A 16,474-nucleotide genomic window follows, 5' to 3' on the forward strand; every position below is an offset into this window, starting at 1 on the left:
CAGTTCCTCTAAAAAAAATTATTTTAAAGTTGATGGACAAACAGCAGCTGTTCTCTGAATAGTTGTTTTTCGTATCGCTGCAAAACCTCCTGATACATCAATTACATTATGAAATCCTCTTGCTTTTAATATTGATGCTGCAATTACCGAGCGATATCCGCCTGCACAATGCACATAGAAATCGGCTTTTTTAGGAAATTCTTCAATATGTTCATTTAGAAAATCTAACGGTGTATTTGGCACATTTACAATATGTTCGCTCGCATATTCACCAGGTTTTCGCACATCAAAAACAAGTGCTTTTTGAGCAATTGATTCTTCTAAAGCATCCGCAGAAACCGAACGTAAAGTATCAATTTCTTTTCCTGATGTTTTCCAAGCTTCAAAACTTCCTTCTAAATACCCTAAAACATTATCAAAACCGACACGTGATAAACGAGTAATCGTTGTTTCTTCTTCTCCTTCGGGCGTTACCAATAGAATTGGTTGTTTAACATCTTTAATTAAAGCACCGACCCACGGAGCAAAAGTTCCGCCCAAGCCAATAAATATTGATTGTGGAATAAATCCTTTTATAAATTCTGATTGATGACGCACATCTAAAATAATAGCATCGGTATTGTTGGCTGTTTTTTCAAAATCGGCTACGGATAAACTAATCGCACCTTTTTTGATAACTTCATCAATAGATTCATATCCTTCTTTATTCATTTTCACATTTAAAGGAAAATAGGCTGGCGGCGGCAATAATCCGTCAGTTACTTCTTTTATAAATTCTTGTTTTGTCATGTTTTCACGCAACGCATAATTGGTTTTCTTTTGATTTCCAATTGTTCCGATGGTTTCTTTGCTTAGGTTTTTACCACAAGCCGAACCTGCTCCATGTGCTGGATATACAATTACATCATCTTCTAAAACCATTATTTTGGTACGCAAACTATCGTACAAAAAACCTGCTAAATCATCTTGTGTTAAAGCTCCTTTTTGTGCTAAATCAGGACGACCAACATCGCCTAAAAATAAGGTATCGCCACTAAAAAGAGCATGATTTTTTCCGTTTTCATCTTTCAATAAATACGACGTACTTTCCATAGTATGCCCTGGTGTATGCAATGCGGTAATGGTAATTTTACCGATTTTAAAAACCTCGCCATCAGTAGCAATATGCGATTTATAAGTAGTTTGAGCCGTTGGTCCGTAAACGATTGTCGCGCCTGTTTTTTCGGCTAAGGTTACGTGTCCGCTTACAAAATCGGCATGAAAATGAGTTTCAAAAATATAGTTGATTTTTGCAGTATCTTGTGTTGCTTTTTTGATATACGATTCTACTTCTCGCAATGGATCAATAATCGCAACTTCGCCTTCACTTTCAATATAATAAGCACCTTGTGCTAAACAACCTGTATAAATTTGCTCTATTTTCATATCTATATTTTCTTATTTTTTTGTGAATTATATCTAAATTATTCTCTAACTAAATTATTCATACGCTTGATGAATATATTGTGCGTATTTTTTTTGATTTTGATTATCGCCTGTTTTAAAAAAATTTACAGCGCCATTATCACGCATAAAAAAGTGGTCTAAACTGCTCACTTCTAAAATTCCTCCTTTAAAAAAAGCATCTCTAACAGGTCCTTTTACACCTGCAAAATAGAAGGCAATATTTCTTTTATGATAATATCGAATACGTTCTTTTAGCATTTCGATTCCTGTACTATCAACTCGATTGATACTTTCGGCATCTAATACAATTAGTTTTAGCGAAGTCCCTTTTTCGTGTGCCATTTCGTCTAATTTATCTCGAAAATAATTAGCATTTGCATAAAATAATTGGGCATCAAAACGAAAAATTAATATTTCTTTATCGATAATAACTTCTTTAAACCTATTTTTATTTCGATAAAAATCTGAATTTGGTACTTTTCCTAATTCGGCAACGTAAGGTCTTGAGGTTCTGTAAATCAAAATAATTAATGATAAACTTGCTCCAATTAATATCCCATATTCAATTCCGAAGAAAATAGTGGCTAAAAAAGTAGCAATTAACAACCAAAAATCTAGCTGATTTGCCTTCCAAAGTTTTTTAGCTTCGGATACATTTATCAAATTAAAAACCGCCACAATAATAATTGCTGATAATATCGTTCTTGGTAAATGATAAAATAAAGGTGTTAAAAAAAGCAACGTTAAAACAACAATTATAACCGATACAAATGCTGAAATTCCTGTTTTCCCGCCTGCTTCTTCATTAATTGCAGATCTCGAAAAACTAGAAGTTGTTGGATATGATTGAAATAATGAGCCTACAATATTACTAAAACCCAAGGCGACCAATTCTTGATTTGGGTCTATTCGGTATTCATCTTGCTTGGCTTCGAGCGTTTTTCCTATGGAAATAATTTCTAAATATCCAACAAGTACCAATGTTGATGCTATTGGAAATAATTCTTTTATCAAAGCGATATCAATAATAGGAATGTTAAATTTAGGCAATCCTGATGGAATATTTTTTACAATTGCGATGTCGGTTAATTTTAGATAATCGCCAAAAAAACGAATAACAACAATTCCTAAAATAACGACAATGAGTGCATTTGGTATTTTTTTATTGATTTTTCTAAAAATTATAATCAGCAAACAAGCGATGAATCCAACAATTGTGGTATTTGTATTAAAAGAGGAAATTCTATGAATAATATCTTCTAATAAAATATGTACTTGGTCGCTTTGCAGAAAATCAACACCTAATAAATTCCGAAATTGATTGAGTCCAATAATAAGTGCAACTGCGGATGTAAAGCCAATAATTACAGGTCTTGACAAAAAATTAACAATAAATCCTAAGCGAAATACGCCTAATAAAAGCTGCATTGTTCCGACCATTAATGCCAATAAAATAGCAATAGCAATGTAACTTTCAGAGCCAATTAACGCCAAAGTAGAAACGCCTGTTGCTACGATTAAAGAATCCATCGCCACAGGACCGATTGCCACTTGGCGAGATGATCCAAAAACCGCATATATTAATTGCGGAATTAAAGCGGCATATAAACCATAAATTGGTGGTAACCCTGCAATTAGAGCATAGGCAATTCCTTGCGGAATTAAGACCGTTGCGACGGTAATTCCTGCTATGACATCACCTCTAATTTGCGTTTTCTTGTAGTTGGGTAACCAGTCAAGTATCGGTATGATTTTTTTTAATTTCATTTTAAAAAAGTTCGCCTTTCGTTGAATTTCTCGTTGATTTTTTTATTGAATTTTCAGTTATTTCTCTTGTTCTTCCTAAATGTTTGTATGCTAAATCGGTAACTTCTCGTCCTCTTGGCGTACGCATTATAAAACCTTGCTGAATTAAAAAAGGCTCATAAACTTCTTCAATAGTTTCGGTATTTTCACTAACTGCCGTTGCAATAGTACTCAGCCCAACAGGTCCTCCTTTAAATTTATCGATAATTGTATTTAAAATTTTAGTATCCATTTCATCCAAACCATTGGCGTCAACATGCAATGCTTTTAGGGCGTAAGTTGCTATTTCAATAGTGATATTTCCGTTTCCTTTAATTTGAGCAAAATCTCGAACTCTTCGCAATAGCGCATTGGCAATACGAGGTGTTCCTCTACTTCTGCCTGCAATTTCGATTGCCGCTTCCATTGATATTGGAACGCCTAAAATATAGGCACTTCGTTCGATAATAGTCGTTAATAATTCAGTTGAATAATATTGTAAACGACTGCTGATACCAAAACGAGCTCGCATTGGAGCGGTTAATAATCCTGAACGAGTGGTTGCACCTATTAACGTAAACGGTTCTAAATGAATTTGAACAGTCCGTGCATTTGGTCCTGATTCAATCATGATATCGATTTTATAATCTTCCATTGCTGAGTATAAATACTCTTCAACAATAGGGCTTAATCGATGGATTTCATCAATAAATAACACATCGCGTTCATCAAGATTTGTTAACAATCCTGCTAAATCGCCAGGTTTATCTAAAACAGGACCTGAGGTTACTTTGATTCCAACGCCTAATTCATTAGCTAAAATATGAGCTAACGTTGTTTTTCCTAATCCTGGAGGTCCGTGAAATAAGGTATGATCTAAAGCTTCATCACGTTGATTGGCTGCTTCAACAAATATTTTTAAATTATCAATCGCTTGATCTTGACCTGCAAAATCATCAAAAGAAAGTGGACGTAATTGTTTTTCAACATCTAATTCCTCATTTGATAAATTCGTGTTTTCAGGATTTAAGTTCTCGTTCATATTGGCACAAATATACTTGATATAAAATGGTTGTTTTGTAATAATTGTTACGCTTTACTTAACTATTGCGATAACTATTGCTAAGATACATATTCGTACGTAAAAATTAGAAATACTATATAAAACAGTTCTAAAACAAAAAGCCTTCCAATATTTGGAAGGCTTTTAAACTTTTATAATAGTTTTTATCTATTAAATTTTATATTCTTAAGAAGGTTCTTCGCCTTCTAATAATGGTGTTGTTTGTAACACGAAATCTTTTCCATGAACATACTCATCATTTTCATCAACTTTACTATAATCATATGCCCAACGGTGAACTTCAGGAATAGCACCTGGCCAGTTTCCGTGAATATGTTCTACTGGTGTAGTCCACTCTAAAGTATTCGATTTCCAAGGATTTTGTGTTGCTTTTTGACCTCTGTACATTGAAATAAAGAAGTTTGCTAAGAATATTAACTGAGCCGCTCCTCCTAAAAATGCCATTAAAGTCATAAATACGTTAATATCAGCTAAATCATCAAACATTGGAAAGTTTGAATTGGTGTAATAACGACGTGGTAAACCTGCTAATCCAACAAAATGCATCGGGAAAAATACTCCATAAGCAGAAATTATTGTTAACCAAAAGTGCCAGTAACCTAATGTTTTATTCATCATTTTACCATACATTTTAGGGAACCAATGATATACTCCAGCAAACATCCCTAATAAAGCAGATACTCCCATTACTAAGTGAAAGTGAGCTACTACGAAATAGGTATCGTGTACGTTAATATCTAATGCAGAATCTCCTAAAACCAATCCTGTTAAACCTCCTGTTACGAAGGTAGAAACTAATCCGATAGAAAATAACATCGCTGGATTTAATTGTAAGTTACCTTTCCAAAGCGTGGTTACATAATTAAATGCTTTTACTGCCGAAGGAATCGCAATTAATACCGTTGTAAAAGTAAATACCGATCCTAAGAAAGGGTTCATTCCTGATACAAACATATGATGTCCCCAAACAATTGTTGATAAAAATGCAATTGCCATAATAGATCCAATCATTGCACGGTATCCAAAAATTGGCTTACGTGCGTTTGTTGAAATTACTTCTGATGTTAATCCTAATGCTGGTAATAAAATAATATATACTTCTGGATGTCCTAAGAACCAGAATAAATGTTCAAATAATACTGGCGATCCTCCCTGATAGTGTAACACTTCTCCTGAGATAAAAATATCTGATAAGAAGAATGATGTTCCAAAACTTCTATCAAAAATTAATAATAACGCCGCTGATAATAATACTGGAAATGAAACAACTCCAATAATTGCTGTTACAAAAAACGCCCACATTGTTAATGGTAATCTGGTCATTTTCATTCCTTTTGTACGTAAGTTCAAAATGGTAACGATGTAATTTAACGATCCAATTAATGAAGAAGCAATAAATATTGCCATCGATACTAACCATAATGTCATTCCTGTACCTGAACCTGGAATTGCTTGTGGCAATGCTGATAATGGTGGATAAATTGTCCATCCTGCAGATGCGGGTCCTGCCTCTACAAACAATGAAATAATCATTATTACTGATGATAAGAAAAACAACCAGTATGAAACCATGTTTAAGAAACCGGAAGCCATATCACGAGCTCCAATTTGCAATGGAATTAATAGATTCGAAAAAGTACCACTTAAACCAGCAGTTAATACGAAAAATACCATTATTGTACCGTGAATTGTTACCAATGCTAAGTACATATCTGGATCCATAATTCCATCAGTTTGATGGTTCCCTAAAAATGCTTCTATAATTGAAAAAGAAGTATCTGGCCATGCTATTTGTAAACGAAATAACATAGACATAAAGCCTCCTATAACCCCCATAAATATACCCGTAACAAGATATTGTTTCGAGATCATTTTATGATCTTGACTAAAGATGTATTTAGTTACAAATGTTTCTTTGTGATGATGATCTGACATAATCTATATATACTTTTAAAAAATATCTTATTTAATAACTTGCGCTAATGTTTTTTGTTCTGATAACCACTTGTCGTAATCTGCTTGTTCAACAACAGTGATTTTCATTTGCATATTGTAGTGAGATGCACCACAAATTTTATTACATAACAGTAAAAAATCAAACTCATAAGGATCTTCTCCTTTTGCTTTTCTTATTTTATTAATTCCATCAGTTTTTGCAATAACTTCAGAGTTTAAACGCATTTCAGCTGTGGTATACTTTGGTGTAAATGCAAATTGAGTAACCATCCCTGGAACACAGTTCATCTGTGCACTAAAGTGAGGCATGTAAGCAGAATGTAATACATCTTGAGAACGGAATTTAAAAACAACTTTTTTACCTTTTGGTAAAACCATTTCGGTAACTTTTTTGTCATCTTGTGATTTTGGATCAGACATATCAACTCCCATAGAGTTAATACCTTTTATAAAGTTAACATTTCCTAAACCTAATTCATTGTCTTCTCCTGCATAACGTGCTTGCCAATCAAATTGTCTAGAATAAACTTCAATTACAATTGGGTTTTCGTCATCTCCAACATACATTATATTATTCCAGGCCCACAAACCATACCCTATTAATAGTACAATTGTTACTGCAGGAATAACCGTCCAAATCATTTCTAACTTATGACTATCGGCATAAAACAATGCCTTGTTCTCTTTTTTACCTCTATATTTATAAGTAAAAAAGAAGATTAAAAATTGCATTCCAAATTGAACAATACCTAATAACCAAAATGTAATGTCAAATAAGTTATCATGATGTTCCCCTTCAATAGAAGCAGACTCTGGTAGCATAATTACATTCATTGCTATTAAGCAATAAACCATCATTGCATATAAGAATATTAAAAAACCTATGGCTAATTTACCTTGTGTTTCGTTGTCTTTATCTGTAGCTATAACAGAACGAAGATTCATGATACGTGTAATTTGCCAGAAACTAACTCCTATTGCAATTGCTATGAAAATATAAAATAAAGCGAGCATATTATCTAAACTATTTGTTTATTAATTATTATTAATGTTCATTACTATCTTCACCTCTGTGTTCGATATTATAGTAATGGTGTGTTTCACTTTCGTGTAAAAATGGATTTCCTTTTGCCAATGGATTCGCTTTTGAAAATGCATTAAAAGTTGCAAATATAAACAATCCTAAGAAAAATAAAATACCACTTATTTCTCCAATTCCAAATCCGTATTGAGCACCAACTGTTCCTGGCATAATCATTATAAATACATCTAAATAATGACCCGCTAATATTACAACTCCTCCGATAGTTACAAACCAAGGAATACTTTTAAAATCACTATTGATTAATAATAATATTGGGAAAATAAAATTCATCACTACCATTGCTAAAAATGGTACTTGATATTCATTCATTCTTAGTAAATAATACGTAGTTTCTTCAGGAATATCAGCATACCAAATTAACATGAATTGAGAGAACCATAAGTATGTCCAAAATACAGAGAAACCAAACATATACTTCGCTAAATCATGAATATGACTATCATTTACAAATGGTAAGTGTCCTTTTGCTCTTAAATAAATAGTTACAAAAGCAATTACTGTTAATGCTGATACTAAGAAAGTAGCTAACACATACCATCCAAATAAAGTTGAGAACCAGTGAGGATCTATTCCCATAATCCAATCCCAAGACATCATTGATTCGGTAATCATAAAAAGGAATAAGAAAATTATAGATATATTATAATTTCTCATATGTAATTTTAAATCTCCATTTTCTTGTTTGATAGATCCTTTTCTAATTACAAAACGATATACATTCCATACCGTTAAATAGAAAATACTTCTAATTAACCACCCTGGAGTATTTAAAAACCATTTTTTACCATCTACTACAGCATCATAGTTTGGACTTTGAGGATCAAAAACTCCCTCTGCCATCCATGGAAATAAATGATTCATATGCATAAAAGTAGCAATTAAAAACACTAACATTATAACACTTACGTAGTGTAGATTTGCTGTAATAGCTTCCATTACTCTAAATAATACAACAGACCAACCCGCTTGCGCGACTCTTTGAATTGCATAAAAAGCTAGCACTAATAATGTAACTCCTAAAAAGAACATTAAAGCTACGAAGAATGCTGCCCAAGGACGATTTTGCATTTGATGAAAAGCATGTTCAGCATGTGCGTCATGATTTTCAGTATGCGCCTGACTAGTAATCGTATGTGTTACTTTAGCCTCCTTATGATTTTCTACTACTGATTCTGTATGAGTCGTATCTACAACAGCATGTGCTGATGTGCTATCATTTACGTGATGACTTTTAACTTCTTCAGCCTGTTTTACAACATCAGCATGTGCTGTTGTATGAACATCTTCTTTAGGTGCTGTTTCTTTTTTATGAGCATCAACGGTAGCATGGTTGCTACTATGAGCATCATGCTGTTTGGCTATAATCTCTTTTGCTTCTTCTAATGTTTTAGGTGCCGACATAAAACTGATGGCAGTACCTAAAGCTCCTAAAATCATAAGAGCAATAGCAAGTATTTTTAATTTTCCTGTAAACTGGTACATATCTTAACTATCTATTATAGACTTATTATAATTCGCTTCTTAATTTCTCAACATACTGTACAACTTGCCAACGCTCTTTGTACTGTAATTGTGCTGCATGAGATCCCATTAAATTTTTACCATACATAATAACATGGTAAATATTTCCTGGATTTAAATCTCTCTCTTTATAGTTTGGTATTCCATTAAATTTATCTCTTTGAGATAAAACTCCGTTACCATCACCTTTTGATCCATGACAAGTAGCACAATAAATCCCGTATAATTCTTTACCTTTTGCTAAATTTTTTTCAGTAGTCGCTAAAGGATTCTTTAACTCTAACTTTGCTTTTTCATATCCTTCATTCGTATCCGGAATATCATAAGCTACAATACCTTTTCTACTTACGGTACCAGCAACGGGTAATCTATCTACCATTTCTCCATTTAAACCTACTGCTCCATTTGCATCATAAGGTATAGAAACATACATATCTGGCATATATTGTAATTGTGGTGTACGTTTGTCTCCACATGAAATAACACTTGTTATTACAACTAAAGCGACGATTATTTTCACAAAACTCTTCATATCTCTCTATTAGTGCTTTTCTACTATGTTAATTTCTACTGCACCTGTTGTTGCTAATAAAGCCTTTAACTCTTCTTCATTATCATGAACAGGAATTTCCATTAAAAAATGATCATCAGTAGTTCTTGGATCTGGGTTTTCTGCTTCTTTAAACGGCCATATTCTACTTCTCATATAAAAAGTAATAACCATTAAATGGGCTGCAAAAAACACGGTTAATTCAAACATAATTGGTACAAATGCTGGCATATTTGTAAACCAACTAAAGTTAGGTTTACCTCCAATATCTTGTGGCCAATCTTGAATCATCATGTAATTAGTCATCCAAATAGCAAAGCACAAACCTGTAATTCCGTAAAAGAATGCAGTAATTGCCAAACGTGTTGGAGCTAATCCTAAAGCTTTGTCTAATCCATGAACTGGAAATGGACAAAATACTTCTTCAATGTGATGATGTTCTCCTTTGATTTTCTTAACGGCATCCATTAAGATATCATCATCATTATAAAATGCGTGAATTACTTTACTAGTGCTCATTGTTCTCTTCTCTTAATTTTTTAAAATTCTCTCCTGAAGATTTCAAGATTGTCTTAACTTCTGCTTGTGCAATTACAGGAAATGTTCTTGCATATAATAAGAATAATACAAAGAAAAATCCAATAGTTCCTACAAAAATACCTACATCTACAAATGTTGGTTCAAAACGCCACCATGTTGATGGTAAATGTCCTTTACTCAATACAATTGCGATAATATCGAAACGCTCAAACCACATACCAATATTAATTACGATTGAGATAATAAAAGAGAAGATAAAACTTCTTCTTAATTTCTTAATCCATAATAATTGAGGTAAAATAATATTACATATTAACAATGACCAAAATGCCCATCCATATGCTCCTGCTTCTGCTCCAAATGATAAATACGTATAATTTTCATAAGGTGAACCTGTATACCATGCTATAAAAAACTCTGTTGCATACGCTACAGCCACAATTCCTCCTGTTAAAAGAATTACCTGATTCATATATTCTACGTGTAAACGTGTAATATAAGCTTCCATATTGGTAACCTTACGCATTATACCTAATAAGGTTTGTACCATTGCAAATCCTGAAAATATTGCTCCAGCTACGAAATAAGGTGGAAATATTGTTGAATGCCATCCTGGGTTAATAGAAGTAGCAAAATCCATCGATACAATTGTATGTACTGAAAGTACTAATGGAGTAGCTAAACCTGCTAACACTAATGATACTTCTTCAAAACGTTGCCAATCTTTAGCTCTACCTGACCATCCGAAAGATAATAAAGCATATATTTTCTTTTGAAAAGGCTTTACTGCTCTATCACGAATCATTGCAAAATCTGGTAATAAACCTGTCCACCAGAAAACTAATGATACCGATAAATAAGTTGAAATTGCGAATACATCCCATAATAATGGTGAGTTAAAATTCACCCATAATGATCCAAATTGGTTCGGCATTGGTAATACCCAATATCCGTTCCACGGACGTCCCATGTGAATAATCGGAAATAATCCTGCTTGGAATACCGCAAAAATAGTCATCGCTTCTGCGGAACGGTTAATTGCCATTCGCCATTTTTGACGAAAGAGTAATAGTACAGCGGAAATTAAGGTTCCTGCGTGACCGATACCTACCCACCATACGAAGTTGGTTATATCCCATGCCCAACCGATGTTTTTACTTAATCCCCACACACCGATACCTGTACCGACGGTGTAGAAAATACATCCAAATCCCCAGAGCATTGCTGCCAAAGAAATATAAAATGCGATATACCAATTTTGATTTGCTTTACCCTCTATAGGTCTTGCAATGTCTTCAGTGATATCGTGATAACTTTTGTTACCCAACACTAAAGGTTCTCTATAAGATGATTCGTAATGAGACGACATAAATCTATATACTTGTTAATTTTATTATTAAGCTTCGTTTGTATTTCTTACTTTCACTTGATATACTACGTTTGGTTTTGTACCAATATAGTCTAACACATGGAATGCTCTGTCATCCTCTTTTAAAGAGGCTACTTTATCTTCAGAATTATTTATATCTCCAAACACCATTGCTCCTGTAGAACATGCTGATGAACAAGCTGTTTCAAATTCGTCTTTATGTACTGCTCTACCTTCTTTTTTGGCTTTTAAAATTGTTGCCTGTGTCATTTGAATACACATAGAACATTTTTCCATTACCCCTCTTGAACGAACTACTACGTCTGGATTTAACACCATTTTTCCGTATTCGTTATTCATATTGAAGTCAAACTCATTGTTTTCTGAATAATTAAACCAGTTAAAACGACGAACTCTATAAGGACAGTTATTTGCACAATATCTTGTACCTACACATCTGTTATAAGCCATTTGATTTTGACCTTGACGACCGTGTGATGTTGCTGCTACTGGACATACTGTTTCACAAGGAGCATGATTACAGTGCTGACACATCATTGGTTGAAAAGCTACTTCAGGATTTTCTGCTGAATTTTCTAAAGCATCAAATAAATCTCCTCTACTTAATTCTAAAACTTTTTCCGTATACTTTCGTTCAACATCTTTATTTGCTAAACTAGGGTTTTGAGCTTTAAACTCTTCAATAGTCATAGAAGCTTCATGTTGCTTATCAACAACAGTAGAAGAATAATAACGGTCAATACGTAACCAGTGCATATCTCTACCCACTCGTACTTCATCTTTTCCTACAACTGGTACATTATTTTCTGCATGACACGCTACTACACATGCCCCACATCCTGTACAAGAAGTTAAATCAATAGATAAATTAAAGTGATGTCCTACCTCTCTATTATGATCATCCCATAAGTCGATGCTTTTAGCTTCTACTTCTTGATGGTCATAAGAAACCATTGCTGGCTTATTCCAAGTATGTTTTGGATCTAAGTTTTTATTATTTACCTGTTGTAAAGTTGCTTCTTTTAAAATATCATGACGACCAGCAAGTGTACTCTGTACTTGTGTACAAGCAAACTTATGCCATCCTGAAGTTTTCTCAATAGAAACATTATATTGAACAGCATTTGAGTTTTTATATAAAGGATATGCATTTATTCCTACTTGCATTTCCTCTTTTAAACCTTGTGTTCTACCATATCCTAAAGCTAAACCTACAGAACCTTTTGCTTGACCTGGCTGAATAATTACAGGAACTTTTTCAATAGAAACACCATTTACTGTAATAGTGGCGTAATTACCATCAATAGCACCGTTATCTTTTACAGGATTTTCAAAACCTAATTCTTTAGCATCAGCCATTGAAACGGTTAAGTAATTATCCCAGGCAGCACGTGTAATAGGATCTGGCAATTCTTGTAACCAAGGATTGTTCGCTTGTTTACCATCCCCTAAAGCAGTTGATGAAAACAAGTTTAACTCAAAACCTGAAGCAGTACTTGTTGCTTTTAATAACTGAGATACTGTAGTACTAATAACTACTGTAGATTCAAAAGCTTCTTCTTCTGAAATTATTGCTGATTTGAAAAAACCATCATGCAATGCTTGATTCCATGAAGCTCCTGCTAAAACAGTCGTGCTCCAAAAATTCTTTAAAGTATCGTAATAATTTATAGTGCTACCTGACCATTTTAATAACACATCTTGTAACTGACGTGTATTAAATAATGGTGAAATCGTTGGCTGCATTAAACTATACGTTCCTTTGGTTGCCATTACATCTCCCCAACTCTCTAAGTTATGAGGCGCAGGCAATGTATATTGTGTAGCGTTTGCTGTTGCATCATTTTGAGTAGCTATTGCAACAGATAATTTTAATTTTTTAATTCCTTCTGCTAAATCAGTAGCATTTGATAGTGTATATAAAGGATTCGTATTATAGGTTACTATTCCTTTTACTTTTCCTGATTTAATATCTGCAACTAACTGACTTACTTGTGTATCGTTACCTTGACGTGTTAAATTAACAGCTTTGGTATCGAATATTTCACTTTGTAACTTCTCATTAATTGCAAAAGCGATTAACTGAGCGTTTTTATCATTTAATCCTGTAATTACAACCCCTTTAGAACCTGCTTTCTTTAAATCGCTAGCTAGCTTTTTAATTTCAGCATCTAATTTTGTTGCTTTTGAAGGAAGAGATTCTCCTGTTACAGCATTATATAAATTAACCAAAGCATATACCTGATCAGAAGGTTTTACAACCATTCTTTTATCAGCATTTGCTCCTGCTAACGACATATTGCTTTCTATCTGAACATGGTAAGACATTTTACCAGAATCAGCTCTACGACCATCAGCATATGATTTTTCATAACCACCTTGCCAATCACCAATAAAATCTGCTCCAATAGAAACGATTACCTCTGCTTTACTAAAATCATAATTAGGTAAAGCACGTGTACCGTACATTGCTTCAAAAGCATCAGCGGTAGCACTTTCTGAAATAGCATCATAAACAACGTGCTTTACGTTTGGATATACTGCGATAAAATCAGCAATAACTTTTTCAGTAGAAGGACTTGCTAACGTTCCTGTTAATAACACTACTGATTCGTTTGCTTCTTTTAATTCATTAAGCGTTGCGATGATTTCTTTATCTGCAGCTTCCCAAGAAATTTCAGCGCCTTCTTTTTTAGGTTCTTTTAAACGTAATTGAGCATCATATAATGATAAAACCGATGCTTGCGTACGTGCGTTTGTTTCACCTCCTGCTTGCTTATTAGGCATTACAAGAATAGGGCGTCCTTCGCGTGTTTTCACTAATACGTTTGCAAAATCAAAACCGTCAGCTATTGTGGTTGCGTACCAATCAGCAACACCTACAACAATATCATTTGGTTGTACTACATAAGGGATTGATTTTCTTACGGGACCCTCACATGCTGCTAAAGAAGCGGCTGCTGTGGTAAATCCAACATATTTCAAGAAATCTCTACGTGAGGTTGATGATGTTTCTAATGTATCTTTATCACCTAAAAACTCATCTGTAGGAATATCTTGTACAAACTCATTATTACGTAGCGTTTCAACAACAGAACTATCTTTTAGTTCTTCAACACTTTGCCAGTATTTTTTGTTTAAAGCCATTTATATACGTGTTTTTCTACTTTCTAATTGATTAATAGTGGCACTTACCACACTCTTTTCCTCCTAATTGAGCAATTGTAACTTGGTCAACGCCATACTTTGCTGCTAATTGCTTATGAATTTTAGCATAGTATTCGTTTCCTTTTAAGTCAACCTTTGTTTCTTTATGACAATCAATACACCAGCCCATTGTTAATGGCGAATATTGATATACTTCTTCCATTTCCTCTACAGGACCATGACATTTCTGGCATTTTAAACCAGCAACTGTAACATGTTGTGAGTGATTAAAATATGCGAAATCTGGTAAATTATGAACTCTAACCCACTTGACAGGTTTTGTTATTCCGGTATACTCTAAGTTATCAGCGTCCCAACCAGCAGCTTCGTATATCTTAGCGATTTCTTTATCTAAATCTGTTTTAGTTAATGTATGATCATCCATAACAACCTTAGTATCATCTGCTACTTCTGAAATATTCTTATGACAGTTCATACATACATTTACTGAAGGAATACCTGATGTTTTACTATGTTTTGCTGATGAGTGACAATATTGACAATCAATTTTATTATCACCTGCGTGAATTTTATGAGAAAAAGCGATTGGCTGTATTGGCTGATATCCTTCATCTACCCCTACTTTAAATAGAGTTCCAAATAAGAAATAAGCAGCAACTAACGCTAAAAAGATTACGATTAAAATCTGTAAGAATGTATTTTTCTTAAGTCCTTCCCATAAATCGGCTGTTTGACCAACTGCTCCTGGAGTTTTAGGCGCTCCTTTTAACTCACTAATTGTTTTCAATAAACTAGCGATAATTAAAAAAGCAACAATAATCGCAGCACCTAATATATAGATTAACCACCCTGGAGCTTCTCCTTTCTCAGTACTAACACCATCAGCAGCTACAGCCACATCAGTTGCTTTCTTAATTTCACCTACAGTTGTATAATAAAGAATATCATCGATATTTTTATCAGTTAACTGAGGAAAAGCAGACATTCCAGCCTTGTTATACTCTTCAAAAACCTCTATTGCGTCTTTATCACCAGAAGCTCTAAACGCAGCATTGTCTTTAATCCAAGACTTTAACCAAGCGTTTTCTCTTCGGCTTTCTACGTCGCCTAACTTAGGCCCTACAAGCTTTTTATCTAGCTTGTGACACGAAGCACATAAAGATTTAAATAATTTTTTCCCTTCTTTTTGACGAGCCTCATCAACATCTTGTGAAAAAGCTGAAAAGCTTACTAATAAAACTAAAAAGAAAGCTAAACTCCTTACGAGTGTTTGGGTTAATCCGCTGTGATGTTTCACACTTTTCATACTTTTAAATATAAGTTTTGTATCTGTTTTGGTACAGTTTTTTCTAAGTTGTTATTTTTAAGATAACAAATAGAACCTTATGCAAAAGTACTACTTCTATATAAATTGTGAAATGTTAAGAGATTGGTAATTTATAATTTATATTTGTTCTAAATAAGTAACGCGAACAATCTATTAAATTACAAGTTGTTACTTTTGTATAAAGTTTTAATAAAATGAAAAAAAGAAGAATTTTACTAACCTTAGCACTATCTCTTTCGATAGGTATTTCTATTGCTAAAGCACAAGAAAAACAGCCAGAAAATAATGACATTATTTCTCTTCTAAAAAAGAAAAGAATGTACAATCAAAACAACGGAACTGGCTTTCGAATTCAATTATATAATGGATTAGAAACCAAAGCAAAAAGTTTACAAAGCCGATTTCGTGGTGAATTTCCTACTATTTACACAAAAATTAAATACGATCAGCCTGATTGGAAAATACAAGTTGGCGATTACAGAACAAAACTAGAAGCCGATAGAGCTTTAAATAAAATTAGAGAAAAATTTAACGGTTCTATTGTTGTTCCGCTATAAAAATAAAAAACTCAATACTATAAGTATTGAGTTTTTTTTATAAAT

12 protein-coding genes are annotated in these 16,474 nt (G+C 33.5%); 1 reads left to right on the forward strand and 11 read right to left on the reverse strand.

All coding sequences use genetic code 11. The features are described from left to right. Positions 1-18: 18 nt before the first annotated feature. From L0U77_RS01955 to L0U77_RS02005, 11 genes are all read right to left on the reverse strand, one after another. Positions 19-1,425 (reverse strand): MBL fold metallo-hydrolase, encoded by a 1,407-nt coding sequence (locus L0U77_RS01955; RefSeq protein WP_233896797.1) that lies wholly within the window; start codon positions 1,423-1,425, stop codon positions 19-21. A 54-nt stretch (positions 1,426-1,479) separates the two neighbouring features. Beyond that, complete coding sequence (locus L0U77_RS01960) at positions 1,480-3,213, reverse strand: SulP family inorganic anion transporter (RefSeq protein WP_101918158.1); 1,734 nt, start codon at positions 3,211-3,213, stop codon at positions 1,480-1,482. Position 3,214: 1 nt separating this feature from the next. Then, positions 3,215-4,273, reverse strand: a complete 1,059-nt coding sequence (gene ruvB / locus L0U77_RS01965) for a Holliday junction branch migration DNA helicase RuvB (protein WP_193699580.1) — start codon at positions 4,271-4,273, stop codon at positions 3,215-3,217. Between the two features lie 207 nt (positions 4,274-4,480). Then, positions 4,481-6,250 carry a cytochrome c oxidase subunit I gene (locus L0U77_RS01970; RefSeq protein ID WP_233885398.1) on the reverse strand — a complete coding sequence of 590 codons (1,770 nt, stop codon included), beginning with the start codon at positions 6,248-6,250 and terminating at the stop codon, positions 4,481-4,483. A 27-nt stretch (positions 6,251-6,277) separates the two neighbouring features. Continuing rightward, complete coding sequence (locus L0U77_RS01975) at positions 6,278-7,285, reverse strand: cytochrome c oxidase subunit II (RefSeq protein ID WP_101918161.1); 1,008 nt, start codon at positions 7,283-7,285, stop codon at positions 6,278-6,280. Positions 7,286-7,316: 31 nt separating this feature from the next. After that, positions 7,317-8,858, reverse strand: coding sequence for a quinol:cytochrome C oxidoreductase (locus tag L0U77_RS01980; RefSeq protein WP_233896794.1), 1,542 nt, complete (start codon positions 8,856-8,858; stop codon positions 7,317-7,319). A 25-nt stretch (positions 8,859-8,883) separates the two neighbouring features. Next, entirely contained in the window at positions 8,884-9,429 is a 546-nt protein-coding gene (locus tag L0U77_RS01985; RefSeq protein WP_233885402.1) for a c-type cytochrome, read from the reverse strand. Positions 9,430-9,438: 9 nt separating this feature from the next. Then, positions 9,439-9,966, reverse strand: a complete 528-nt coding sequence (locus L0U77_RS01990; protein ID WP_101918163.1) for a DUF3341 domain-containing protein — start codon at positions 9,964-9,966, stop codon at positions 9,439-9,441. Further along, positions 9,956-11,356: an NrfD/PsrC family molybdoenzyme membrane anchor subunit gene (gene nrfD / locus L0U77_RS01995; protein WP_233896792.1), complete on the reverse strand. Its 1,401-nt coding sequence runs from the start codon at positions 11,354-11,356 to the stop codon at positions 9,956-9,958. Before nrfD ends, L0U77_RS01990 begins: the two co-directional genes overlap by 11 nt. 27 nt (positions 11,357-11,383) lie before the next feature. After that, a complete protein-coding gene (locus L0U77_RS02000) occupies positions 11,384-14,524 on the reverse strand; it encodes a TAT-variant-translocated molybdopterin oxidoreductase (RefSeq protein ID WP_101918165.1) in 3,141 nt (1,046 codons plus the stop codon). 31 nt (positions 14,525-14,555) lie between these two features. Then, a complete protein-coding gene (locus L0U77_RS02005) occupies positions 14,556-15,851 on the reverse strand; it encodes a c-type cytochrome (RefSeq protein WP_101918166.1) in 1,296 nt (431 codons plus the stop codon). 215 nt (positions 15,852-16,066) lie between these two features. Here L0U77_RS02005 and L0U77_RS02010 point away from each other — a divergent pair, with 215 nt between their 5' ends. Beyond that, entirely contained in the window at positions 16,067-16,429 is a 363-nt protein-coding gene (locus tag L0U77_RS02010; RefSeq protein WP_233885408.1) for an SPOR domain-containing protein, read from the forward strand. The last annotated feature ends 45 nt before the right edge of the window (positions 16,430-16,474 follow it).

The organism is Tenacibaculum piscium, assembly GCF_021390715.1.
Lineage (GTDB): Bacteria > Bacteroidota > Bacteroidia > Flavobacteriales > Flavobacteriaceae > Polaribacter > Polaribacter piscius.